Origin of the sequence: Colwellia psychrerythraea (assembly GCF_000764185.1) — a bacterium.
In the GTDB taxonomy this organism is placed as follows: Bacteria; Pseudomonadota; Gammaproteobacteria; order Enterobacterales; family Alteromonadaceae; genus Colwellia; species Colwellia psychrerythraea_B.
In genome coordinates, this window is the sequence record NZ_JQEC01000021.1 from 155,706 (window position 1) to 178,976 (window position 23,271).

Annotated in this window: 21 protein-coding genes; 4 read left to right on the forward strand and 17 right to left on the reverse strand. The window is 39.6% G+C overall.

Going from position 1 to position 23,271, the window contains the following annotated elements:
• Positions 1–12: 12 nt before the first annotated feature.
• From GAB14E_RS12800 to GAB14E_RS12745, 14 genes are all read right to left on the reverse strand, one after another.
• Positions 13–795, reverse strand: coding sequence for a hypothetical protein (locus tag GAB14E_RS12800; protein WP_033082117.1), 783 nt, complete (start codon positions 793–795; stop codon positions 13–15).
• The gene (locus GAB14E_RS12795; RefSeq protein ID WP_052093645.1) at positions 788–1,519 is read right to left on the reverse strand and encodes an ABC transporter ATP-binding protein; all 732 of its coding nucleotides are present in this window, start codon (positions 1,517–1,519) and stop codon (positions 788–790) included. Before GAB14E_RS12795 ends, GAB14E_RS12800 begins: the two co-directional genes overlap by 8 nt.
• On the reverse strand, positions 1,519–2,244 hold the full coding sequence (locus tag GAB14E_RS12790; RefSeq protein ID WP_156115714.1) for a hypothetical protein: 726 nt from the start codon (positions 2,242–2,244) through the stop codon (positions 1,519–1,521). Before GAB14E_RS12790 ends, GAB14E_RS12795 begins: the two co-directional genes overlap by 1 nt.
• Before the next feature lie 91 nt (positions 2,245–2,335).
• Positions 2,336–2,584 (reverse strand): acyl carrier protein, encoded by a 249-nt coding sequence (locus tag GAB14E_RS12785; RefSeq protein WP_033082119.1) that lies wholly within the window; start codon positions 2,582–2,584, stop codon positions 2,336–2,338.
• 59 nt (positions 2,585–2,643) lie between these two features.
• Entirely contained in the window at positions 2,644–3,981 is a 1,338-nt protein-coding gene (locus tag GAB14E_RS12780; RefSeq protein WP_033082120.1) for a hypothetical protein, read from the reverse strand.
• On the reverse strand, positions 3,978–4,919 hold the full coding sequence (locus GAB14E_RS24100; RefSeq protein ID WP_197061187.1) for an alpha/beta hydrolase: 942 nt from the start codon (positions 4,917–4,919) through the stop codon (positions 3,978–3,980). Before GAB14E_RS24100 ends, GAB14E_RS12780 begins: the two co-directional genes overlap by 4 nt.
• 11 nt (positions 4,920–4,930) lie before the next feature.
• A complete protein-coding gene (locus GAB14E_RS12775; protein WP_052093647.1) occupies positions 4,931–6,868 on the reverse strand; it encodes an NAD(P)/FAD-dependent oxidoreductase in 1,938 nt (645 codons plus the stop codon).
• Positions 6,865–7,986 carry a hypothetical protein gene (locus GAB14E_RS12770; RefSeq protein ID WP_033082121.1) on the reverse strand — a complete coding sequence of 374 codons (1,122 nt, stop codon included), beginning with the start codon at positions 7,984–7,986 and terminating at the stop codon, positions 6,865–6,867. The genes GAB14E_RS12775 and GAB14E_RS12770 overlap by 4 nt, the downstream gene beginning before the upstream one ends.
• Positions 7,987–8,484: a hypothetical protein gene (locus tag GAB14E_RS12765; RefSeq protein WP_033082122.1), complete on the reverse strand. Its 498-nt coding sequence runs from the start codon at positions 8,482–8,484 to the stop codon at positions 7,987–7,989.
• On the reverse strand, positions 8,477–9,364 hold the full coding sequence (locus GAB14E_RS12760; RefSeq protein ID WP_033082123.1) for a beta-ketoacyl-[acyl-carrier-protein] synthase family protein: 888 nt from the start codon (positions 9,362–9,364) through the stop codon (positions 8,477–8,479). Before GAB14E_RS12760 ends, GAB14E_RS12765 begins: the two co-directional genes overlap by 8 nt.
• Positions 9,361–10,407, reverse strand: coding sequence for a hypothetical protein (locus tag GAB14E_RS12755; protein ID WP_033082124.1), 1,047 nt, complete (start codon positions 10,405–10,407; stop codon positions 9,361–9,363). The genes GAB14E_RS12760 and GAB14E_RS12755 overlap by 4 nt, the downstream gene beginning before the upstream one ends.
• 8 nt (positions 10,408–10,415) lie before the next feature.
• Complete coding sequence (locus GAB14E_RS12750) at positions 10,416–11,546, reverse strand: type III PLP-dependent enzyme domain-containing protein (protein WP_033082125.1); 1,131 nt, start codon at positions 11,544–11,546, stop codon at positions 10,416–10,418.
• 1 nt (position 11,547) lies between these two features.
• A complete protein-coding gene (locus GAB14E_RS24105) occupies positions 11,548–12,927 on the reverse strand; it encodes a class I adenylate-forming enzyme family protein (protein ID WP_052093648.1) in 1,380 nt (459 codons plus the stop codon).
• 487 nt (positions 12,928–13,414) lie between these two features.
• Complete coding sequence (locus tag GAB14E_RS12745; RefSeq protein ID WP_033082126.1) at positions 13,415–14,248, reverse strand: SGNH/GDSL hydrolase family protein; 834 nt, start codon at positions 14,246–14,248, stop codon at positions 13,415–13,417.
• A 386-nt stretch (positions 14,249–14,634) separates the two neighbouring features.
• Between GAB14E_RS12745 and GAB14E_RS12740 the strand changes: the two genes are divergently transcribed.
• The 3 genes from GAB14E_RS12740 (at position 14,635) to GAB14E_RS12730 (ending at position 18,002) form a co-directional block, all read left to right on the forward strand.
• Positions 14,635–15,222, forward strand: a complete 588-nt coding sequence (locus tag GAB14E_RS12740; protein WP_033082127.1) for a YopT-type cysteine protease domain-containing protein — start codon at positions 14,635–14,637, stop codon at positions 15,220–15,222.
• Positions 15,223–15,373: 151 nt separating this feature from the next.
• Positions 15,374–16,306, forward strand: coding sequence for a DUF7281 domain-containing protein (locus GAB14E_RS12735; protein ID WP_033082128.1), 933 nt, complete (start codon positions 15,374–15,376; stop codon positions 16,304–16,306).
• A 454-nt stretch (positions 16,307–16,760) separates the two neighbouring features.
• Positions 16,761–18,002: a tyrosine-type recombinase/integrase gene (locus GAB14E_RS12730; RefSeq protein ID WP_033082129.1), complete on the forward strand. Its 1,242-nt coding sequence runs from the start codon at positions 16,761–16,763 to the stop codon at positions 18,000–18,002.
• Between the two features lie 316 nt (positions 18,003–18,318).
• Here GAB14E_RS12730 and GAB14E_RS12725 read toward each other — a convergent pair whose 3' ends face one another.
• Positions 18,319–19,269, reverse strand: a complete 951-nt coding sequence (locus GAB14E_RS12725; RefSeq protein WP_033082130.1) for a hypothetical protein — start codon at positions 19,267–19,269, stop codon at positions 18,319–18,321.
• The gene (locus GAB14E_RS12720; RefSeq protein ID WP_033082131.1) at positions 19,269–20,606 is read right to left on the reverse strand and encodes a sphingomyelin phosphodiesterase; all 1,338 of its coding nucleotides are present in this window, start codon (positions 20,604–20,606) and stop codon (positions 19,269–19,271) included. Before GAB14E_RS12720 ends, GAB14E_RS12725 begins: the two co-directional genes overlap by 1 nt.
• A gap of 1,198 nt (positions 20,607–21,804) precedes the next feature.
• Here GAB14E_RS12720 and GAB14E_RS12715 point away from each other — a divergent pair.
• The gene (locus GAB14E_RS12715; RefSeq protein WP_156115715.1) at positions 21,805–22,368 is read left to right on the forward strand and encodes a hypothetical protein; all 564 of its coding nucleotides are present in this window, start codon (positions 21,805–21,807) and stop codon (positions 22,366–22,368) included.
• A 105-nt stretch (positions 22,369–22,473) separates the two neighbouring features.
• Here GAB14E_RS12715 and GAB14E_RS12710 read toward each other — a convergent pair whose 3' ends face one another.
• The gene (locus GAB14E_RS12710; RefSeq protein WP_033082133.1) at positions 22,474–23,142 is read right to left on the reverse strand and encodes an esterase/lipase family protein; all 669 of its coding nucleotides are present in this window, start codon (positions 23,140–23,142) and stop codon (positions 22,474–22,476) included.
• Between the last annotated feature and the right edge of the window lie 129 nt (positions 23,143–23,271).

The window sequence follows — 23,271 nt, forward strand, 5'->3', positions numbered from 1 at the left end:
CCTTAACATGCCTTAGCCCTTATCTTTTAGTAGTGTTGCAGCACGTGCAGACCAAGGAACAATGTTTTTGTCGACTAGCGCAGCAAGTAGTTCGAGGCCATTGTTTTGTTGCTGATTTTTGAGCAATGCCATGGCGTAGTAATAATCGACCATAGCAGTGAACTTTTCATCTGTTTGACTATTTGTGGCACTTTTGATCAGGGTAAAGTCTGCAACTGCCTGGCGACCTTTACCTAAGAAGGCAGGCATTTCGGCATAAGTAATACCGCGATATAAACGTACACCTAAGTGATTGGGGGCACTTTTCACAGCACGATCAAGATAACGGCTACCTTTTTTAGACAACAAGTTAGTTTTACCAAGATTATCTAGAAAAAATACGGTCTGCAGACACGTAGCGCTGCCATATAACGCAGTCAGCTCATGATCGTCTGGACGGCTTTTGCGCATATTCGCGATCTCTCCAACGAGCTGCTCAAGCGTATTCAGCTGACGGTCTTGGCTATTAGCAAAATAAGTGTACCGGACAAACAGGGCTAAACGACGTTCATCTATAGTACTATCGGTCTTGATGTTGAGTGATTTTAACAATGCCTGACGCTCGATATTGGTTGTCGGAACAGTCGTCGGTTTAGTAAATTTTTCATAATTTAATGCTTTAGTGGCATTAACATTAACTGTACTCGCTGTAAGAAAAGCTATGCTTTTACTTTGTTTATGTACGTCAGGCTCCGAGCAACCACCAAGCGTTATCGTCAGCAATAACAGGCCGATATTATTAAATAAATTATCCAACTTCCTCTCCAAGAGCGATTTGATTTACCAAGTTTAAGTGTTGTACAGGCTCATCTTTGACTATGTGACCGTCTTTTAATTCTAATATTCTTGATGCTCGGCTCAATACGAAGTCGTGATGAGTGGCAAATAAAAAGGTTACGCCAGTATTGCGATTGAGTGAGCCAAGCAGATCCATTATTTGCTTTGATGTTTCGGAATCAAGGTTGGCGGTCGGTTCATCTGCCAGAATGATATCGGGTTTTGTGACCAATGCTCGGGCAATGGCGACACGTTGCATTTGCCCGCCTGATAATTGGTTAGGCCGACGATGAATAAAATCGGCTAGACCCACTTGCTCTAGTGCTTGGGCTGCGCGGTATTTGCCTTCTTTATTCGCTACTCTTTGCAATGACAACGGGTATTGCACGTTTTCCAACGCGGTTAACACCGGGATAAGATTAAACGACTGAAAAATGAAGCCAATGTAATGGCTACGTAATTGTGATTTTTGTTTATCCGACAGTGAGCTTAATGCCATGCCATGGATAAAGACTTCACCCTCGTTAGGATCATCCATCGCACCGATAAGGTTGAGCAGGGTACTTTTGCCGCTGCCACTGGCTCCTCTAAGTACCACAAATTCACCTTTTTCAAGGGTTAAATCTACTTTATCCAGTGCAGTAATAGGAGTATTGCCTACAGGAAAGTATCGGGATACGCCCTGTAATTTAACGACAGTCATCAAGAACCTTCCGTTAGTAGTTTGTTGGCCGTAGCAAGTTGGTGTAAAACCAGCGGCGATTGATTGCTGCCTTGAGACCCTTGTTGATATTGCGACATGTAATGGGCGGCCATTTGTTGGTTCTCTCTGCCTCCGGCATTAGCGTAGGCGATGCTCATGGTCAGCTCAAATTGCAGTTTTAACTCAAGGGGCGCATTGGCACCTTGGTTATCAAAATATTGTTTGAACCAAGCTTCGTCAATGAACGCAGTGTCGAGGCTGCAATTGAGTAGGTTGGTTGAGGCAAAAGTAGCTAACCGTACCATACGAATTTCAAAATTATTTGGCTGCATAGTGATTGCTTGGTTCATTTCGCCGCAGGCTGAATATAATCGATACAGTTTCGACAGGCCCATTAAAGGATCGAACATAGCACCAGCCTGTTTTGCCTGGTTGCCGCTTAACCATGCCAAGGTAAGTGCATCTTGATCGGATGTGAAGGCTGATGTTAACAATTTCTCTGCGTCATCAATTTGATTATGTAATGAATACATAGCGCCGAGTTGTGTTTGCAACGTACTGTCATTGGGGTTTAGTCGCAACTCAGTGTTGATTTCAGTGATCAGGTTTTGCTCTTGCTGTGAATAAGGCACCATTTTGAAATCAATAGGTGCAGCGCCCATAAACCAGGCAATAACATTGCCAATCAGCAAGTTTATTGAAAGTATAATCAACAGTTTTTTCATACTTAACCTCAAAATAACAAACATAAAATAAGCCATTTACATAATTAGCCGCCCACTAATACTGTTACCAGAATTGGCGGGCGATATGGGTTCAGACTTCGACTGAAGACTCGACCAATTGCTCATCCATTTGTGACAAAGTTGTATGTTCGTCAAAAGTCAGTGCATCTGGGTCGGTGACATCGGGATACAATTGCTCAACGATGAGAATCACTTCAACAATGTTCAATGAATCTACACCCAGTTCACCTAAAGGGGCATCAACATCAACGTCGCCTTTATTAAGCATTTCTGCAATCTGTGCTTTTAATTCCGGTAATGTTTGACCTACTTCTATCATATTATTCTCTACCTTTTTAAGTTATTGTTTTTATCGGGGTTATTGTGTTTATAGTTAAATCAATTTAAGTGAGCCGGATGAAATCGAGTCAAATAATCAAAGGTCAGCAGTATTACGGATAACTGCTCGACCTTCTGAGGTGGGTCTGTTTGCTGTCTAATAAGACGGGCGGTAATCGCTGGGTTTAGGTTGAACAGCTTGAGGGTTTTGGCTTCGCCAAGATGAAATAAACGCTGCATGGCATCATAGACATTGGCTAAGCTAATTTGTTGTAATGAAAAATAGGCTTTAGGCTGATTGTCGGTTTGCCTCACTAGCTTCATGATCTGTTCAGGACGTGCATAGGGGTTAATCAGCGTTTTACCGTGATGTTGGCAAATGCGTTGTAATATTTGACACCATGCAGGTATAACATAATGCAAATCAAGCCATTGACTGAACGATAAAACACTACATTGTTCGTTATGTTCCGCAGAAAAATCAGTAGTTAACTGCTGCTGTAACTTGGTCAGTTGTTCGCGCTGTTTTAACAGTGGACGTTTTAAAATGCTTTTGCACCTACTAAAACGCAGGTGAAAACATTGTTCACTGATGATATTACGCGCACTGAGCCAGCTTTCATCAAGTAACAGTGTCTCGGTTTTACTGGCTTGCACGAGACTGTCGAAATGGGCCAGCGCTATATCTATAACCGGTTCACCTAGGCGATGGGCCAATAATGGCAATTGGTTGAACAACTCTGTTAAATCTATATCGTCAATGACTCGAGGGGTTATTGGCTCAGCAATCGGAAAATTGTTGTCTTGCACAAGTATTAATTGCTCGGCATGAGACAACTTTGCTTGATAGCTTTGTTTAAAAGCTTCTTTACTACCTAATTTAAGAGTTTGCTGTAATTGCCAGAGCAGAGTTTCACCACTTTGCAATTGGTTAATATGTTCAAAACAGGTATGTTTACCTGCAATCGGTCCCAAAGTTAGTAGTTGTAACAATTGCGCCTTATTTAGTCTTGTCTCCCTTTTTTGACTTAAATGGCTTAACTCGGTAGCCACAACAAGACCGTTATGTTCTTGGTAGTACAAGGTAAAGCTTGAACGAGCACTACTGGTCACTAGCAATTGTTCGTCATTAAGCCAAACGAGCACATAATCGCCGCAAAGGTGTTTATTCACCTCAACGCCCCAACGTTTGAGTGCTGCGTTAAGTAAGGATTGTTGATTGCCGGTTTCAATATTCAGTTGTTCACAAATTAGCTCTTCATTAGTCAAGTAACCTTTGATATAACATTGCTCTTGTTCAAAGCCTTGCAGCTCTAGATGATTAGGCAATTGCGGAGCTGTCACATACATACGTAACACACAAGCTTGCTTGGCATATTTATCATCGTATTTACTCATTCTGTTTGTCCCACCAAGTATTCATCTTGTGCTTGAGTCATTACTGGTTTTGTCCAACGTTGAGCTAACCATTGCGGCAGCACTCGAGCTGCACCGCTTAGTATTGACATATGATTGAGCTTCGCAAGCATATGCACTTCTTTATCCAGTGTTGGTGATAAATGCCATTGCGCAACAGTAGTTAAAAATGAAGGATGCAGAATTTCATCAAGTTCTCCGCAAATTAAGGCGATTGGTACGTTAATCTGACGAAAAGCTTTACTGTATTTAGGTATTGATACCGAGGCCATTAGGTTAAACGAATAATTGAGAACCCGGCCTTCAAGTGCGGCCATTTTAGCTGAGCCGGGAAAACTCATTACTGTGCGATGACGTAACAACGGCAATGCCAGAGCCAACAAAAACTTGCCATTGTTCATTTTGGGAATGTGTTTGAGGGTTGGTTTCGGTGCTGGATGAAAACTGGGTTTTTTACGCCAGTAATTCATCAAAAAGCTTCTTTTGCTGGTGGGACCATCAAAACGCAACGGCTCCAGCGTGTTACTTATGGCGGGGGCAATAAAGTAACATCCTGAAAGTTTATCCTGGCCATATTTCACAATATAACGCAGACACACTACTGAGCCTGAAGAATGTCCTCCAAGGATCAATGGTAATGGCTGTTTTTGTTCAAACCAGCTAATAGTGTCACTGATGTCATCTTCAAGTTGACCGACATAATCGCAAGTACCCGGCGTACCTTCAGAGCTACCATGACCACGCAAATCACAAAGTACCACCTCAAAACCAGTTTTTACACAGGCTTTGGCGATGTTGGCATAACGACGACTGTTAAAGCTACCACCATGAAGAAACAGTAAACGGCCATAAGTATTGCTGCCTGTTTCGGGGAAGTAGCAATGACAAGCGAGTTGTGCACCATCTCTGGCTGAGATCATGACTGTATTCATCAAACTTCGCACAGTTCAGTTGTTTCGAGTCTAACCGGGTGGATTGGATCCATAATATCTAGCGGTTGCTGTCTAGCATACCGTAGGAATATGGGTACAAAACTGGTTTGATCAATGTATTCCTGCTGATGCATCCAGATATCATTAGCGGTTTTGTTAATCTTCTGCAGCTGCTCGTCATCGGCCGTATTGCCAATTATTGTCACTGCGACCACTTCATTACTGAACGAATCTTCAGTAATGTTGACCAAAACATTGTGTTCCGTGGTTTGCTGTAATTCCTGAGTGAGGTTATTACTCATGGTGATTAACAATTGTGGCAAGTCGTCACGAGCAAATGTTGGTTTTTGCAAAATCATTGGCAGATTAAGCGCATTTTGCACGATACGTCGGCGACCAAATTTAGCTAATCCCAACTTAGCGCCTGTCACGATGGCAAAACACTCGGTAAACAATTTAAGACGCAAATCAATACGGTAACCGTCTTTGCCTTTTTCACCCATCTGGTAAATATAGTATTTATACAGATCAGCACCTGTTTCAAAGAAGCCTTCGTTGTTACGCACAAAAGCACGGTTCTCGTTTTGTAATATTTCCAGCGCTTCGAGGATCTGACGCTGCATCAGCATTTCAAGGCTGTAATTACCGCGACGGATAAAGTCATTTTTGGCAAAATGCTCATAATCTGAAAAGTTGCCCGCCATGTAATCCCAAGCGCTGGTAATAAAATAGGTGGCATTGATGTAAGCCATCACGGGTGAACAAAGCTCAGCACATTCAAGCACCGGATAAAGGTTCATCAATTGGGCATAAAGAAACTGGTAATAATAATCGACCACTTCATTGGCGTAAGGCACCGCTTTATCCAGCGCTATCTGTGCCGCTTGTCTGTCCTTGTTGCTCAAATCGGCAAGGATAAGTTTGGTCAGATTGTCATTAGCCATAGCAATGACATCACCGCCACCACTTAATAGGGGGTCTAAAAACATTGCAGCAAAACCAGTGGCTCCCCAACGCTCGCGATTGACTATGCCCTTACCACGATAAGCCAACTGGCCCCAGGCTTCAAAATCTTCTATTTCGGCCTCTGCTATCAAATCGGCGATGGCAGTATGTTCTTTAAGTTTGGCGATGAAATCTGCCTGCTTCATCGGCGGATTATTGACCTTAGTTTTATCACAGACTATCCCTATGCTGGTTAGGCCATTCTTCAACGGAATGAACCAGATCCAATAGCCGTGGCCACTAAAATGATTAGTCGACAAAAAGCGGCTTGAAGCTCCGTCACGCCATTTCTGCGTGCCAACACTGTCAAAATCTTTAACACCGCTGAAACGGCCCCATGCAGAGCTATGTTTTGGGACGTTTTCACGGCTGTAACTCTTCATCCTTCTGGCGACTACCCCAGCACGGCCACTGGCATCAACCAGCCATTTGCAACGAATTTCATGTTTGTCATTTTGGTAGTTGAATTTAACTATGTGCTCTGTTTCGTGATCCAATGCAAAATCGGTAACTTTAGCACCTTGTAAAACGGTAATATCATCTTCACGGTTCATATCAGTTAGAGCCGATTCAAAACTGGCGCGATCAAGCTGAAAAGCCGGGTGGGGCGGAATATAGGTGGTTCCCTGTTCACTCATCTGTTCAATAGGTAGACTGTGGTCTTCATTATCAAAGAAAAATCGCAGTGCATTTTTAGGTAACTGATTACGGTACAAATAATTGGCTAAACCCAGTTTTTTCAAAAAATAATGGCCAGTATTCTCAACGGTGGCTTCGCCGATTTTAGCTTTAAATTCGGTGCTGACTTCCAGTTGAATAATTCTGATATCACGGTTATTTCTCTTTAGCTGGCGCGCCAAGGCAAGCCCTGACCAACCAGCGCCGATAATAGCAACGTCATATTGCGGCATTATTAATTGACTATTTATCATGCATTTGCTCCTGTAATTGTTTTTATTATCGTTAGCTTGCTTGCTGTTTTCTTAGGTGTTTTTTTCTGGGGTGTAGATTGCTCAGGTGAAGGTTGAACAATTACCGCTTGTTCGATATTCCCAGGGATTTGCCATTTAAAATAATGATTATCTTTACCGCGATAGCGGGAATGAGGATACTTCAGCGTTGCTCTTATCTGTTTGTAATACGCTGATTTGTCTGCCTGAATCAAGCTATTCGCCAATTGATAACTCTTGATATCATTTAGCAATGATTGCTGTTCGAAACTCGCTTTAGGTAGTTTTATCGGAGTTTTAATATTCTTTCCCAATTGCAACATGCCGACCCGACCGCCGCCGCCGAGAGTAAAAAATAGCAGGCTATTTTGTTTCAGCTTTTGTCGATAAAGCTGCAGTTCAAGCAAAGGTTTTAAACTTAAATAATGACGTTGACAACTTTCAATACTAGATAACCAGTTGACGGATCGCTGATTGACTGCAAATAAGTTATCGAGGCCACGAAACAGGGATTTCGCCCAGAGAGAACAAATATTAAATGAAACTGGTAAAACATGTGCAGGTAAAGATTTCAGTTCTTGATAAAGCTGACGGATAAGCAATTGTGTGCCTGTCATACCAGGTTGCTGGCTAATTAATTGGCATTGTTCAACAACAAGTTCATGGGGTGCAATCTTTTTGCCGACAACTAAGCGCTTTAATGCAATAAAACCAACGCAAGGAATAACATCCAGACCTTTTTGTTCATTGTCGTTGCCAATGCCTAGGGAGTTTAGGCAGCTTTGTTGGAACGATTTACCTAACTCGATTGAGATCACTAGGGTGGCGTCTAAATCGCTATGATAAAAATCTAAAATACCCGCATGTACACTGGTACAGGCAGCACTGATAAAAGTCACATGACAGTGATCGCTCAACCACTGATAAAATTCAAATACTATGGGGTCTAGCAGTACACAAGCCTCACCGGCACTGACTACAGTGACATGACTTGGCAGAGCACCCAACGCATTTAGTCTAAATTTCAATTCTATGATGGCTATGTCCGCATCGGATGCGTCGCCCGACCAGTAGTGTGAAATGACCAGTGGTGAAGCCATTTATATTACTCCCCGTTTCTGCAAACAGGTAATCAAGGGCTGCAGGGCACCAGAGGGTAACACATCGTTGCTGTACAACCGCAAGCGGACACTGTTGTCATTGTTATCTATTTCAATGCGAGTGAAATAATCTTCGATCACCAGCAGCGAATTTTCAAAGACAACGAGTTTTTGTTCTTCACATGTTATGTCTTCAAGCAATAACACATTGTCTGCCAACAAATTGGCCGGAATACGCATACCGCCGGGCATTGATATTCTGACGATTATGGTGATCTTCGGCCAGCACAGCTGCGCTTCGTCAACGAGATCGGATAAAATTTGATAATGTTCACGAACATTAACAAACACTGGATAGGGAGAGCTAGTAAAGTTGGCAAATACGCTAAAATCGTTATCGGTAGTCAATGGCAACATTTGTGCTTCGGCAATCGAAGGCATGTCAGGAAAAGGCATACGGCTGAGTGTGCCGCAATATTGTTGTAATTGTTTAACCACGATGCCATTCCTTATTCATGATTAATACGGTATCTGAAGTCAGCATCAGCTCTGCAATTGCGTAATAACCGTTTAATGCCACCGAGCAAGCCATAAAACGCTGTGGTTGTTCAATTTTGTTGCTTAGACCATGTGTTAGCAATGATAACCACGGATCAGCACCAAAGCAGTGCCCATACTTGGCATGCAAGTCTGGCAAGCTTGGTTGACCACGAAGCAATTTTTCAAACATCATTTGCACATTAACGGGGAAAAACGGTAGTGCGACTACAGCACCGGGTTTTTTCATCATGGTACGACGTACTACAGTGGCGAATTCAGCGACGCCATTGTGGGTGACCGCAGATCCTATGGTAATTTCGTCAGTCAAAGGGGTTTCCACTTCGAGTATAACCGTGGTGATACCAAAACCAGAATGCTGCCAGTGGTCGTTATAGCGCCAGAATTCAAAATCATAAACGTTGGCATCGATAATGCTAACAATCATGTATTTTGCTTGGTATTTTTGTCCTTCAGCCTGCTTTAGATAATGGCGTAACGAATAACCCCATGAAGCACACTCATACGCATTGACGAAAGTATCAGGTTGATGTTCCCCATATTCTTTCAGTTGACCAGCAATGTCCGGCCAATTGACTGACTGAGTGGTAAAGGGCAATTCAATCATGGTTGAACACAAAAAATGGCGATCAAACTCTGTGGTTGGGATCCCCGTTTGCTCAATCAGTTGATTGACTTGTGGCCCTATGGATTGCACCAACATAGACATTACTTGGTCAATTGGGCGAAGCTGATCAAATAGTGGCTGTGGTAACGGCGTAAAGGCGATACCTTTAACCACCAGACCGGATACTGTCTGATTATTTACCTCGGTGTTCATCGTCGACCCCGTTTGAATTTACTGTAAATTTCAAACAGACATCGGTATGAACTACCTTCCATTTTGGTAAAGCCGAGCAGGTCACGTTGGTCGTTAATTTCATTGACTGCGCCTTTAACCACCAGTGATTGCAACAATTCGTTGCTGGTGAATTTTAATGCTAGTACTCGGTCAACCGAGTGGATTGAGAATTTGTCTTGGGCTGTACACCAATTGGCCGTGTTGATTATAAAATCAATCACGCTGAGATCATCATGGTCAAGCGTCAGACGCTTTTGGTCTTGCAGCCATAATAGGTGATGCATTAACGACTTGACGAAGCGGGGACGAACCAAGGTTAAAAAGCGGTTAACGCTGGCGAGGCCACCTTTAGAAAGGAAGTCACTTTTATTGATCAGCACTTCACCTTTAACATCACCTAATTGCAGATTACCGTCGAGAAAACTGCCGCCACAGGCTTTTTGTTGCAATGCTTTTGACTTCTGTGGTGACAACAATACGGTTGTTGGGAAAGGTCGGCCTTTTTGTTGGCAAACTACCATAGAAAAACCGACGTTTTGTCCTTCAATCACCCATTTTTTATCAACATTTAGGCTGATCTGTCCTGCTTCAGCTGTAGTCAGGGTAGATTGCCACTGTGCCAATGTTGGACCTCCGGCATCGGTCATCATAAAGTTACCAAAATGACCTTGTCCCAACCAATTATCAACCAATTGACGTTGTTCGTCAGTGGCACACAAATCGAGCATGATTGAACCGAATAAACCGATGATTTGATGAAAATGAGGGCCAAATCCATCAATTATGACTTTATCGGTCAATTGGTCGATAAACACTGTTTGCTCAAAGCTTTCTAATGGCTGTGCCACACGTGGTTCTTGCAATTCAGCCATTGGTGCAAAGGTGTCTTCGATGATCATGTCACTGTCCATCAACCCGATAACCGCATTATTGACCAAACGTTCAATCGCCAGTGGTACATCACCGCTCAAGGCCAAGAATGAGGTGATACAGCGGCCAAAAATATTATGTACTTGGGTCATGAGATCTCCTATTCAATAATGTAAGTAGTGGCAGCGGGCAAGTGCAAAAAAGGCGCAACGGTGTAACTGGCGTTATAAGCACCACACTGTTCGAAAATACAGATATCGCCAGGCTGCGGTAAAACATGCTCTTCAGTCTGCTTGCCAATGACATCGTCTTTGCTGCAAGAACTTCCGACAAATTTGCAAGCGGATTTTTTATAACTTGGCTGAGATTGCCACAATGTTGGCTTTTTTAGCCTGCGCAAAGTGTTTTCTGTTTGCGCCAGTAAAAAATTTTGTGCGATACCACCGTCACAAATAACGAAGTATTCATTTTCAATTTGTTTGACATAACGAACCCGCACGGCGAAATAGCCGATACTGGCCATCAGACCTCGCCCTGATTCATGTGCAAGCGTTATGTGCGGCGGAAGTTCAGCCAATTTTTCGCGGTAAGCGGTGTAATCAAATGTGGCTTCTTGCCAGCGTTCGCTGAAACCGCCGCCGAGATTGGCAAATGATAATGGCTGACCGTAACGTTTTTCCATTTCAGCAATGATAACTTTGGCCGAGTCCACAGTAGCCATGGCGCTGCGTTCAAAACTATAAGAGCCTTTAAATAAATGAAAGCCCAATAATGGTAAGTTATTCGCTTTGCAAAACTCAATGGCGATACAGCTTGAATCCCAGTCCATGCCAAATTGATCCGGGCGAACTTTAGGGTGGTCGTTATTAAACTGTTTCAATACAACGGGGTTCAGTCGTAAGATAATCCCAGCGATTGGGCGTTTTTTAGAAAGCTCAGCAACAATGTTTAGCTGATCAATACTGTCTATGACCAACCGAGCTTTACCCGAAATAGCTGCGCGAAAAAATTTTTTGTCAGCAGCAGGGTTATTAACGTAACGGATTCGATCACCTCCGACAATGGTTTGTAGTTCAGCAATTGACGCAACCTCAAAACCGTCATTCATAAAGTTGGTGCAGCGTACTAATAAATCAGTATTGCTGTTGGCTTTGACTGAAAGGATCACCTGTGTACCCAGCGCAGCTTTTAATGCGTCGAAATTACTTTTCAAACGGCTGATACTGTAAAAATAACAGGGGGTTGAAATTTGTGATTGATCTTGTGACAGCATTTGCATAATTTGTTGCACTTTAATTCTCCAGCGCTAATTTGGCCACAAGGGACTTTTTGTCGACTTTCGTGTTGTCGGTAAGCTGCATTTGACAAGTAAATCGCACTTCACGCGGACGGTAATCTGCATCTATGTTGTCTTTAAGCCAATTTTCAAAAGTTGTTTCATTTTCTTTGTTGTCATCGTGCAACTGCACACACAAGCAGGCTATTTCATCACCGAACTTGTCTTTGGATTGAATGATGGCGGCAAGATGTACCAGCGAATTTTTCTCTATCAATGCTTCACTTTCGGTTGGATAAATACAGAAACCCGCTTGTTTTATTAGCTCTTTGGTACGCCCTTTAAAGTAGAAATAACAGTCTTTGTCCTGAGTGAACAAGTCGCCTGTGGCCAGCCAATTATCGTCACGGTAATTACCAGGGATTAAATTCGCACCAGCATTGGCTTGACCGTAATATCCTTGCATTACGGTTGCACCGCGAACGAATAATTCACCAACTTCACCATTGCTTACTTCTTGATAATGCAAACCATCCTCGCACTGCACAGTGATAAATAATTTTGCTTCAAGGCCAGGAATAGCAATACCTACAGAGCCTCGCTTTTTGTGGGTTTTATCCGGTGGCAGATATAATGCACGCTTACATTCAGTTAAACCGTACATAGCATAAACGTCTAACTGCGGAATTAAATTCACTAGATCGTCAATCACGGTTTCGCCAAGGTGACCGCCAGTATTGGTCATTTTGCGTAGATGCGGCAACTTGCGCTTTAACGCCTTGATAACTCTAGACAGTGGAATAGCCATAGCCGGTACCACGGGTAACAGGGTGATTTTCTGCTCTTCGAGCGCTTTGATAACTTTGACAGGGTGGAAATTTTCTTCAAATAAAGTGATTTTGCAATCAAACGCCAAACTGAACAATAGTTGGTAGAGACCGTAATCAAATGACAATGGAGAAAGGCAGAGAATATGCTCGTTGGTGTCGATTTTAAGGTAAGTCGCAATAGAATTCATTGCGGTAATCACATTATTATGGCTCAACATGATGCCTTTTGGATTACCGGTACTGCCAGAAGTATAAATTAATAAGGCCAGATCTGTGCCGCATACTTGACGCTTGCTGTTTTCTCTAAACAATAACTGGGATGGTGGTGAAGACTTAAGTTCAGTGATGTTTTGATCTTTGATCATGATATGCGAATGACAATTATCGGCGATTTTTTCAATCGAATCTGTTTGCATGTCGTGTTTAACGGGTACAACAACCGCACCTTTGTGCCAAAGCCACAACAATGTAGAAACTGTTTCAGTTGTTGGTGTTGTCACAACAATGATTTTGTCACCAAAAGAAAATTGGATATTTTGCTCCAACCAATCTTGATGTGCGGCCATAAACCCATACGTCAACTCCTGACCAGATGGACAGAATGATATTGCCCCATACCAACGTCGTTGCTGTAATTTTATGAAAATATCGCTAAGAGAGAACAACATAATTTAACCTTTTCTCATTTTACTGTATGACAAAGGCTACTTGAATTTATATTATTAGCTGTCATGACGTTGTAGTTGGTCTGACCAGCATATTGGAGAAAAACTAAGAAAACAAGCATTACACTGTACTTTTTTAACAAAATAACACCGTCAAATTAACACCTTGTTAACTTTTGTGGGCGAAATGTATAATTTCATTAAAGAATTTAATGAAATAGAAAGAAGGGCAAGTAATTTATAAAAATACAATAGTTGGAACTTTAGCCTGGTTTTGTTTAATACACATGCTCTAAATGGTTATTTACCAAGCATTACATAGCCTGTATTTACGATATAGACTTAATCAGCTAATAGTTTTTATATTGGTGTCGACACTAAAGTCTGGCTAAGCTAATATGTTGACCAGTTGATCAACAATTATTTTAGTTGCCAATTTATGACCTTCAACAGACCAGTGAAGACCATCATCATCAAGTAGAGAATTGTTATCCAATTCTGTAAAATGTGGACGTAAATCAATAACGTCTTCCGCTTGGCAATTAACAAGTTCTGCGATTTTACTGATGTGAGCATTACACCAACTGGCTTGCAATGGCTTAAAGAAATCATGTTTTTCGATTCGCGCAGTATCGACACCAACGGGTGTGAGCCAAACCCAAGGGACACGGGTATGCTGTTTAGAAAAGTCAATCACGCTGGCTAAATTGCGGGCAACCTCATCAATACTGGTGCATGGTTTGTAACGACTACCACCTTGAATGCGAGCATCATTAGTGCCACTGAAACTAAAATACAAATCAGCATTTAATTTTGCTGCGGGAATTACCGAACCCAGTAACTGTGCGGTGGTATCGCCTGACACAGCAAGGTTAATAAATTGGATTTTGTCGTCTGGTCTGACAATCTCGAAAGAGCGTTCGATCATCGAAAACCATGATTGGCTATCGTCAGTTAAACTATCGCCGAGCACTACAATCTTGCCTTGTTCCTTGATTGGTAGACACTTTATCGCGCGAACGTAGTCACTGTTAGTACATAATTCTTTGGCAGCGTCGTTAACTCGATTGGAAAAAGTTTCTTTCATGGCGTTATAAAATTGCTCGCGTAAACCAAACAGAGCGGCATGGGCACCGCTCGAGAACCCACCGCGTAGAAACGAATATTTCTTTTCAGGGTGAAAAAATTGCACTTGTCGTTGTAATTGTTCTTTGACGCTCATCTTGTCTGTCCAGTTATTTAGCTGTTCCCACCTTAAACAGTTTTATTGGGCTTGCCAAGGATTAACAATAATGAAGCCTTTAAACAAACGGATTAAAATATTAATCTCATGATGGGTTTACCTATAAACAACACCAGCAAGGTAACCGGAACTTCTTTGCAAGGAATTCGATATAGAAATAGAAGATGAAACGTATTTAGCAATTTCAAATACGTTAATAGAAAAAAACTTACAAAACTAAAGTTAAAAATTTGTTATAAAAGTACAAAAAACAGTTGGCTTTTGCTCTATTGTCGCTTATCTTAGCCGACAATTTTTTGCCTCTTGGCGAGGCGTGATGTAATACGACATATCAATATTAAAAAAACGCTTAAAGGATAATTATTATGAGTAGTTTCAAACAGTTCCAAGATTTAGTAAAAAGTCATGGCGGTAAAGCAAGAAAGTTTGATCAAGGGGCCGGACTGAGTATGAGATGGACCAGTATGCAAACTGGCCTTAAAGCACAAGACGGTGTTTGTGCTGGGTTATCAATAGCTTTTTTAGGGCTTGATAGTATACCTGACTCAAAGAATTTAATGGATGACAAAAATACACATTTGGAAAAAGGTGTACTTGTTTATGCCGAGAGAATAGCACAATTTGGTGGCAATTACAGCGAAGGCATGTCAGGATTTGATCAATCTATATCAAAGGTATCTATGTCGAGAAATTCGACGCTTATAAAATGCCAAACTCCAGAAGGTATGGCTAAATGCTCTCTTAAAAGCCCGTCTGGCCGATCGTTTATTAAAGTTAAAGGTCACGCTTGCGCAGCTATTACACATAAAAATGATAAGAGCTTTATTTTCTTTGATCCTAATCTTGGCTTTGCAAAGTTTGATAGTAGTTTAAAATATGTTCTTTTTGTTAAAGAATTTTTTGCTTTGGGGTTATATGGGCGTACTATTTTCGATTTAATCTATCTAAAATAATCTACTTTCAAGTTTCAACAATATGATGTGTAGAAAGATTTCAATGTGAATCTGCATTGAAAGCCGCAAATAACAAACTGCAGAACAACCATTGCAGCGTTTCCTTTATTTCACATTTTTTATTTCCAAGTTGAGTGAGTTAATACATAAAATGAAACCATTAATCAACAAACAACTGTATAAATTCACTCAAGATAAATTACAAAAACATGGGCAGGGCGGTCAAATAAAAAATTCCGCTTTAGCAATGAAACTGTATGAAAATTATAACTTTGGTCAATTAGATTTAAATAATAAACAACTATCATTTAGCTTTGCTGATGTTTTAAATTTAACTAAAGAAATACAAACTGCACATGGTGTTGATATAAGAAATGATCCGTATCCTGATAATAAAGACAGGCTAACTACAGCAGAGCAACATCGAAACGAAAAAGAAAATAGCTATGCGGTTAGTAAAAATTTCATCTTAATAAATAGCTTATCATCATTAAAAGTAAACCAAACAAGCCATGAATTGTCGGGATTAACTTCACTAGGTAGTTACATTAAAGGAGACGAAATTCTAACAGTTGAACATAGCGCAATTGTTTTAGTAGAAAATCTAGCTGTTATGGCAAACCTCAATTTACTTAACTTAAGCAACCTAGATTCTGAAATTGATTCTTCGATTGATTTAACTAAAGCGCTTTGGCTTTATCGTGGTGATGTTAAATCACAACAAACGACTAACAGCAGTTACCAATTTTTCCGTCGCTTTAAGGGAGAAGTTCCATTAATTTGTTTTAGCGATCTTGACCCTAAAGGTATTGAAATAGCATTAACTAGCCATGCAGATTTTTGGTTAACTCTTCAAAATGCCAATGAAGTTGATTTACCATTATTGGGTGGTGAACAGGAATGGTATAAACAAAAAACATCCATTAGTTATTTACTCAATCAAGAAGCTATCAATTTAGAAAATCCCAATGAAGAAAAACATGAATGGCAACATAGCTTTGAAATACTAAAGAATCATAAAAAGACGCTTAAACAAGAACACATGCTCAAACATAAACTTGAGTTAAGGTTAGTAAATATTTGAGCAAGTATAGAAAAAGCTAAGCTGGATGTTTTATTAGTGAAATATTTAATTGGTAATTGGTGCTAGTTTAAACCATCAAGTTATTTCAGTTGATTAGCATTATTCAAAGGTGATGCTACGTGAAAGTTAGCAACTAAGTTACGCAAAAAATAATTTAAGTCACGTAGCGACCGATGATTAAATGGCAATGTTTAGTAAATATTATGCTAGTTTATATTTTGAAACTTTAAACATAGCACGCTATGAATATGTGTATAGCTTAAAAGTTAAATAGCGCGAATCATTGGAAAACCGAATATGACAAAACCAAGCAATAAATAGATATACAGTAGAGTACAGATATATGCACCCACTATGTCCGATACTCTTCAGTATTGGACATAGTGGGTGTATTGATTTAAACTAGCTTTAACCTATGATTCCTCGTTATATTTAAAAATTGGTATTAAAATATATGTCATTAACTAAGCCTATTCCTTTATATCCACCCTATATAGATTTGTGTGATTTCGTGCTTGAGGATTATCCTCAGTTAGAGAAAATATTTTCATCAAACGAACCTTGGTGGCTTGAGCAATTTAATTGGGGTAAATTATTCCTTACCTATATAGGTAGAAACAAATCCAACCATACTTATGACAGATTTAGAAATGACGTTGAACGTTTTCTTTTGTGGTCATTCATTGAAAAGAAAAAACCAATCGATCAATTACGCAAATCAGATTTACTCGAATATGCTGACTTTTGTTGGCAGCCACCAGTAACTTGGATTGGTACATCAAATCAAGAACGTTTTAAAATCACCAATGGTTATTCAGCGGCTAATGAATTTTGGTTTCCATTTAAGATTCAAGCACCTAAAAGTTTAAAATCTCAATACATCATTGATAAGAAAAAATACCGTCCATCACAACAAACACTTTCATCAATGTTTACCGCACTTATCGTTTTTTATAATCACTTAATGGCTGAAGATTTTTGTATTGGTAATCCTGCACAAATCGCTAAAAAAGATTGCCGACATTTTATAATTGATTCTCAAGTTAAAGAAATCAAACGTTTAACTGCTAGCCAATGGCAATATGTTTTAGATACTGCTGTTGAAATGGCTGATGGAGATCCAGTATTTGAACGCAGCTTATTTGTTATTGCGTCCTTGAAAACCCTCTTTTTAAGGATTTCAGAATTATCTGAACGGCCAACTTGGTCACCAACCATGGGACACTTTTGGCAAGATGATGACGAAAACTGGTGGCTTAAAATATTTGGTAAAAGTCGTAAAATACGTGATATTACTGTGCCAATCGACTTTTTACCATTTTTAGAGCGTTATCGTGGTTCCCGTGGTTTGTTGGGTTTACCAGCACGTAATGAAAATTCGGTGCTTGTTGAAAAAGTACGTGGTCAAGGCGGTATGACATCCAGGCACTTACGCCGTATAGTGCAAAGTGTTTTCGATCTGGCTCATGACAATATGCGCAGATCTGAAGGTGAAAATAGAGCACTCAAATTAAAAGAAGCTTCTGCCCATTGGTTAAGGCATACCGGTGCCAGTATGGAAATTGAACGTGGGCGCCCTCTTAAAGATATTTCTGAAGACCTTGGTCATGCCAGCATGGCAACTACCGATACAGTTTATGTGCAAAGTGAAAACAAGAAACGTGCTGAAAGTGGTAAACGAAGAAAAGTTGATTAATATCTGCTCATTACTGCGAAATACTCATCGAGGTATTACTCTTAAAAACCGTGCACTACGTGAATTTTTTCCGGTAAGGACAGGCATTCTCAAACAGAATCAACGTAGCGTTAGTTTGTTATTTGTTCGTTGTTAGCTATAAGCCCCATATATCAGGACTTGTAGCTAATACGGCCATCAATTAAACCATGGGAAATAAGCCACGTATTATTAGTAACTTAGTACTTAACAGCTGTTTTATTAAGCAAAACTGTAAATATAATACAATAAACAAATAAAATAGTGATATAAGTGCCCTGCTGCCGCTTCTTATTTATTAACTATTAAAGAAATTTAGCCTAAAAGTATATAATTTCTCTGTTTTATACACTTGCCAATCTTGTTCATTCATTGCTTTTTTAGATGTTGCACGCTCATGGCTCAGTGATAACTCAAGCTGATTCAATGCCTGCTGGTAATCTATAATTTCCTCATTTTGCTGATTAAGTTGTTCTTCTCTGTTAGCAATAGATTCTTGTTCAACGTCTGTGAGGTACAAATTTGCTAATTGTTCCTTGATGCTAGCCATTTCATTTTCAGACATATTTGAAGGGATTAATTGCAATGCCTGTTCATACTTAGCACTAGCAGAATTTAGCGAAAACAGCGTTAAATCATCATGGTGTTCTTGCAACATATTTTTATATTCTTCAATAAAATCAATAGCATTGCCCGTTTCATTAAAGCCATTATTAGTATCTGTTAAAGACGTTCTATAATCATAATAAGCATCTTGCTCGCCAAATAATAACCGAGTATTTTCTCCCCAGACCTTCGCTCTGATCTCTTGAACATTGGCTATTTTATTCACTATAGTTGTATCCTGACTAATTAATAATTCTCCCATAAATCGCTGTTGTTCTTGATAGTTATCGGGAAAATTCAGTAAAAGCTGATAACGATTTTCACTGAGTAATGATTGTTGTACGATCAACAATTGCTCGCAGTTTTCATGATGACGGCATTGCTGCCAAAATGATGTTAGTGCATGCAATAGTGGTTGGCCTTGGCTGCTTGCTAATACACTTTCATGTATTGCCTGCTTACTATCTTGCTGTTGATTCACTTCATTTTTCATTGGTATTTGCTCAATGATTAATGTTTCATTTATTGCAACTTGTGTACGTGTATTATTATTTACAGCTACGTTTGACTGTTTTTCGCTGCTGATCACTACATATGTGCTGCTAGCAATAACAGCACATATTAAAAGGAATAGTAATCGCATTAACGAATCACTGCTTTAACGGGAAAGTGATCTGACAAATTCCAGTGCTTCCATAAACCCGCAACCGTACTACGTGGTACCTTAACCGTGTTGATGTTTTCGCTACGTTTGGCAAACTCATTACTGACTACAATATAATCGAGATATTCAATATTCTCACCACCGGATAATGCAGTTCCGGCAAAGGTATTAATACGCGGATCAAAGGTTGATTCTGTATATCCCGCATATACTGGCTCATCAGCACTTAAATTTGCAAACAATTGTGCGTAGTCTGTGGGGAATTTACGCTTGTTCACATTAAAATCACCACCATAAATTACTGTGTCTGTGAGTGGGATATTTTTCGCAAGCACAAAGTTACGCATTTGACGAAATTGTCGTTGACGATAATCTCTAGCCGTATCGGTATCAAATGAGGCTGTGTGTGTTGCTAACAAGTGGTAAGCTTTGCCATTTTTAATTACTTCAGCATAATTTAGCCCTTTATCAGCGAAGCAATCTGTCCCAGTACAATCAGGATAAACATATTGTCCTTCATTAACAATGGGATAACGACTTACTATAATAACGCCACCATCGTAAATATTCACGCCTGGTGAGTTTAGCATTTTAGTTTGGTATGGGTATTCTTTAGCAAGTTCACGTAAAAAAGCATCACGTCCTGCAGCAAATACTTCTTGTAACATTAAAACATCATAGCCTTTTAAGTGGTTTGGTAGTTCCTGCAAGCGGTCATCGATGTGTTTCGCAATTACCGGCAGTGCCCAGACGTTATATGTCATTACCTTAATAGTATCAGCATCAACTACTGGTTGCTCATCAACCTTTTCCGGTGTGATTGTGTAATGAATATCGTCATAACGCTTGGTTTTATTGGCTTTAAAGGCAATTTCTGTATTATTGCTATTCGTGTTATATCGTGATTTATGGCGGTATATTTCTCGGTCATTTTTCCACTCTAGAGTAAGATCATTGGTACTAGCGCTATGGTCAAGCGTCGATTTATACCAATAGCCCTTTACTTGTTGAAACAAAGATAGTGACTCACCATTGTCATTAGTCACAACCGTTTCAAATTGATAGGTATCGCCGGATTTAATGCCTTCCCAGCGATTAAAGCTTAATACCATTTTGGTTTCCCATGGTTTAAGTGACTGTACATGTTGTTGCCATTCTTCAGTTTCTTCAAGTAAATCAGTACCGCTATGTTTTACTTCAATTGACATGGTTTGGTTTGAATTATTTGTTAAATAAATATCGCTGTCAGCCAGTGCCGTTGCACTTATCACAAAACTGAAGCAAGCTGTCGTTAATACATTTGTTCGTAGATTCATATTCAATCCTTTAATTGTTGATAGAGCCAATTCATATTAAATTACGAATATGACATTAACATTAAATTAACATTCAATTAACTTTTAGGTAATAATAAAGCCACAGGTAAAGTGATATTTTAAGATGAGTTAACGCAAAAAAGCCCTTTAAGGGCTTTGTATTAAGTGATTGCTAAGTGATTATTAACATGTGATTTTAGGGTTATGTATTTGGCAAACATGCCCTAGCCTCCAACTTAAGTTCACAATCATTATCGCTTTATTTTTTCGGGATTTTTAATAATTTCCTGACACGCTCCTTGCCCAATGTTTGGGGTTGTCGCATGAACAGCATCACCGAGTAGGCTGACATGACAGTATTATGTACCCAAGTTTAAAGCGGTTTAAGATCTGAAATTTATTTTTTGAATATTTTATAAAAATTTATTTGCGATAGAATTTCATTCATAATAGGCTATAAGTTTTCGAAGTTGTTTAATAAGTCAATTTTTATAACTTGTGATTACTGTCATGTTGTCCACACCAATAAACTTCATTTTTTGATAATTGAACAAAACCACACCTACAACCTTCACCCCAAACTTCATTTAATTCACTCTGAATTCTTAACGGTAACTGGATATTTGAGATACCTCTCCAGCAAACCTGGTTTGGTTTTCGAATCATATTCTCTTTAAATATTTTATGTCGAACAACTGAATTGATTCCATCCAAAGCGATAACAACATCACACTTTATTACTTCACCATTTGAAATACCAGCCTTGGATGGCTGCCTATTTTCACATCAACAATCTTCTTATTAAGGTTAATACTCTCAGTCTTAAGCTGACTTATTAATAAAATTTTGCAGAATACCACGCCAGATGGAAATACTCATTTTGATGAAAATTAAGAAACTGTTCAAACAATCGTTTATTGATAGTACGTTTCGTATTGAGTGTCACACTTGCGCGTTAAAAATAGGTAGTAATAGCTTGAAGGGTAAACTAAAGTAGAAAATTCGAAATGGATTGTTCGAATCAGAGTTGATGCTGAAAAGTGTTTGTAAGAATTTTTTTACTCTAAGCCTCTCCTTAAAAACACTAGTCATAATTTATAACTAGTGCCAACTTGCCTGTTCTAAAACGGCTCAGTCGATTTACCGCTTATGCTACGACGAGATTAATGCTTAATTTTAGAATTAAATATGAAATAGAATGATTAAATTTTTAGTATTAGTATGCCTTACTATGATTGTATCCGGTTGTACGAGCATAACGGATGATGCTCAATATAAACCGATAACCAAACATGCAGGTTGGTTTTACGGAGCATGCTTGGTGATTAACATGCCAAACCTGCCTAAAGGTACGCCTGTGACATTAGTGGATGCGGAAGGCACGGAAAATAGGTTTCGCTCCGAGATAATTGCTCCCACTAAAAATCCCGATAAGTGTCTGCCGCTTCATGAGGAAACATCAGGTGGGAATAATATAGGTGGCAACCGTTTTTACTTAATCTCTAAACCAGAAAAAGGTAAGTTCGATACTACCTTTACTTATGGAATAGCAGTCGTACTTGAAAAAAATAATCGAGCACTGTCGATATCGGAAACACTCGATTTAAATAACGATGGTAAAATTGATTTATTTTCGGTCTGCGCTGCATCAGAAGGTATTAACTTTGATATATGGAGCTCTACTCCATACAAGAGTATAAACCTTTGGAATGGCTATTATTACTTGGGTTACGGTATTGAATCTGACTGCCCCGAGCGGTAAGATTTATGTTAATTTCTCAGTTAACTTAATAAAAATATCGGTTACTATTAATGCATAATCTAAATAAATTTATGATTATGCATTTCTTCTAATATTAGCTCCTAACTACCGGCTAAAGTGTCCATGATTAAGATAATAAAGCACTTGATTGATAACTTTATTGTTTTTCATCATAAAAGGATGTGTCACTGGTAAAGAGATATGATCTCTCATTCCGCCAAGCTTAGTATTTTCGACCGATACCTTGCCGTCATCTGGTTTCGGCAGCATAGTAGAAAGAAGCAAATTTATACTTCGTGTTCCCGCAATAATACCCACATCAAAATTCGCTGAGCCTAGTTTGTTTGGTACGCTGCTAGCTTCGGTGCCAAGTTGCACACCTGCTGGACCATTGAACAGTTTAAATCCTGGTACATGTTTAAGTGAATCAACAACCTGACTTCCCTTATTTGGCGGGCCAAGCATAACAACACGCCCCAAGTTTTCGATTACTTTTGTACTTAAGTATTGGCGAACAAGAATGCCGCCCATTGAGTGTGTGACAAAGTGAACTTTACTTGCTTCTGGGCATTGTGATAAGGCAGTGCTAATTGCCTGTTCAGCTAACTTACCAACACTGTACTTTCTCGAGGGATAGTTACAATTGATTGTGTGGTAACCCTTTTTATTTAAAACAGATGCAAGTTTGGTAAACGATCGATCACTTCTTGCTAGACCATGTAGAAGTATCACAGTTTCACTAGACTTCACTTGAGCCGAAAATATAACTGACACAATAATTATCCCTAAAATATATTTATCAATAGCTTACTGCTTTGTGCCAATTAATATCACTTGTTAAGCTACCACTGTCAAAACAAACCTTTTGAGAATATTACATAAAATAAGTTTCAGTATCATTAT

Bases quoted from the DNA above. Each gene is read 5' to 3' on its own strand.
- GAB14E_RS12795 (WP_052093645.1), bottom strand. From the start codon at position 1,519: ATGACTGTCGTTAAATTACAGGGCGTATCCCGATACTTTCCTGTAGGC.
- GAB14E_RS12790 (WP_156115714.1), bottom strand. From the start codon at position 2,244: ATGAAAAAACTGTTGATTATACTTTCAATAAACTTGCTGATTGGCAAT.
- GAB14E_RS12785 (WP_033082119.1), bottom strand. From the start codon at position 2,584: ATGATAGAAGTAGGTCAAACATTACCGGAATTAAAAGCACAGATTGCA.
- GAB14E_RS12780 (WP_033082120.1), bottom strand. From the start codon at position 3,981: ATGAGTAAATACGATGATAAATATGCCAAGCAAGCTTGTGTGTTACGT.
- GAB14E_RS24100 (WP_197061187.1), bottom strand. From the start codon at position 4,919: ATGATCTCAGCCAGAGATGGTGCACAACTCGCTTGTCATTGCTACTTC.
- GAB14E_RS12775 (WP_052093647.1), bottom strand. From the start codon at position 6,868: ATGATAAATAGTCAATTAATAATGCCGCAATATGACGTTGCTATTATC.
- GAB14E_RS12770 (WP_033082121.1), bottom strand. From the start codon at position 7,986: ATGGCTTCACCACTGGTCATTTCACACTACTGGTCGGGCGACGCATCC.
- GAB14E_RS12760 (WP_033082123.1), bottom strand. From the start codon at position 9,364: ATGAACACCGAGGTAAATAATCAGACAGTATCCGGTCTGGTGGTTAAA.
- GAB14E_RS12755 (WP_033082124.1), bottom strand. From the start codon at position 10,407: ATGACCCAAGTACATAATATTTTTGGCCGCTGTATCACCTCATTCTTG.
- GAB14E_RS24105 (WP_052093648.1), bottom strand. From the start codon at position 12,927: ATGGCCGCACATCAAGATTGGTTGGAGCAAAATATCCAATTTTCTTTT.
- GAB14E_RS12745 (WP_033082126.1), bottom strand. From the start codon at position 14,248: ATGAGCGTCAAAGAACAATTACAACGACAAGTGCAATTTTTTCACCCT.
- GAB14E_RS12740 (WP_033082127.1), top strand. From the start codon at position 14,635: ATGAGTAGTTTCAAACAGTTCCAAGATTTAGTAAAAAGTCATGGCGGT.
- GAB14E_RS12735 (WP_033082128.1), top strand. From the start codon at position 15,374: ATGAAACCATTAATCAACAAACAACTGTATAAATTCACTCAAGATAAA.
- GAB14E_RS12730 (WP_033082129.1), top strand. From the start codon at position 16,761: ATGTCATTAACTAAGCCTATTCCTTTATATCCACCCTATATAGATTTG.
- GAB14E_RS12725 (WP_033082130.1), bottom strand. From the start codon at position 19,269: ATGCGATTACTATTCCTTTTAATATGTGCTGTTATTGCTAGCAGCACA.
- GAB14E_RS12720 (WP_033082131.1), bottom strand. From the start codon at position 20,606: ATGAATCTACGAACAAATGTATTAACGACAGCTTGCTTCAGTTTTGTG.
- GAB14E_RS12715 (WP_156115715.1), top strand. From the start codon at position 21,805: ATGATTAAATTTTTAGTATTAGTATGCCTTACTATGATTGTATCCGGT.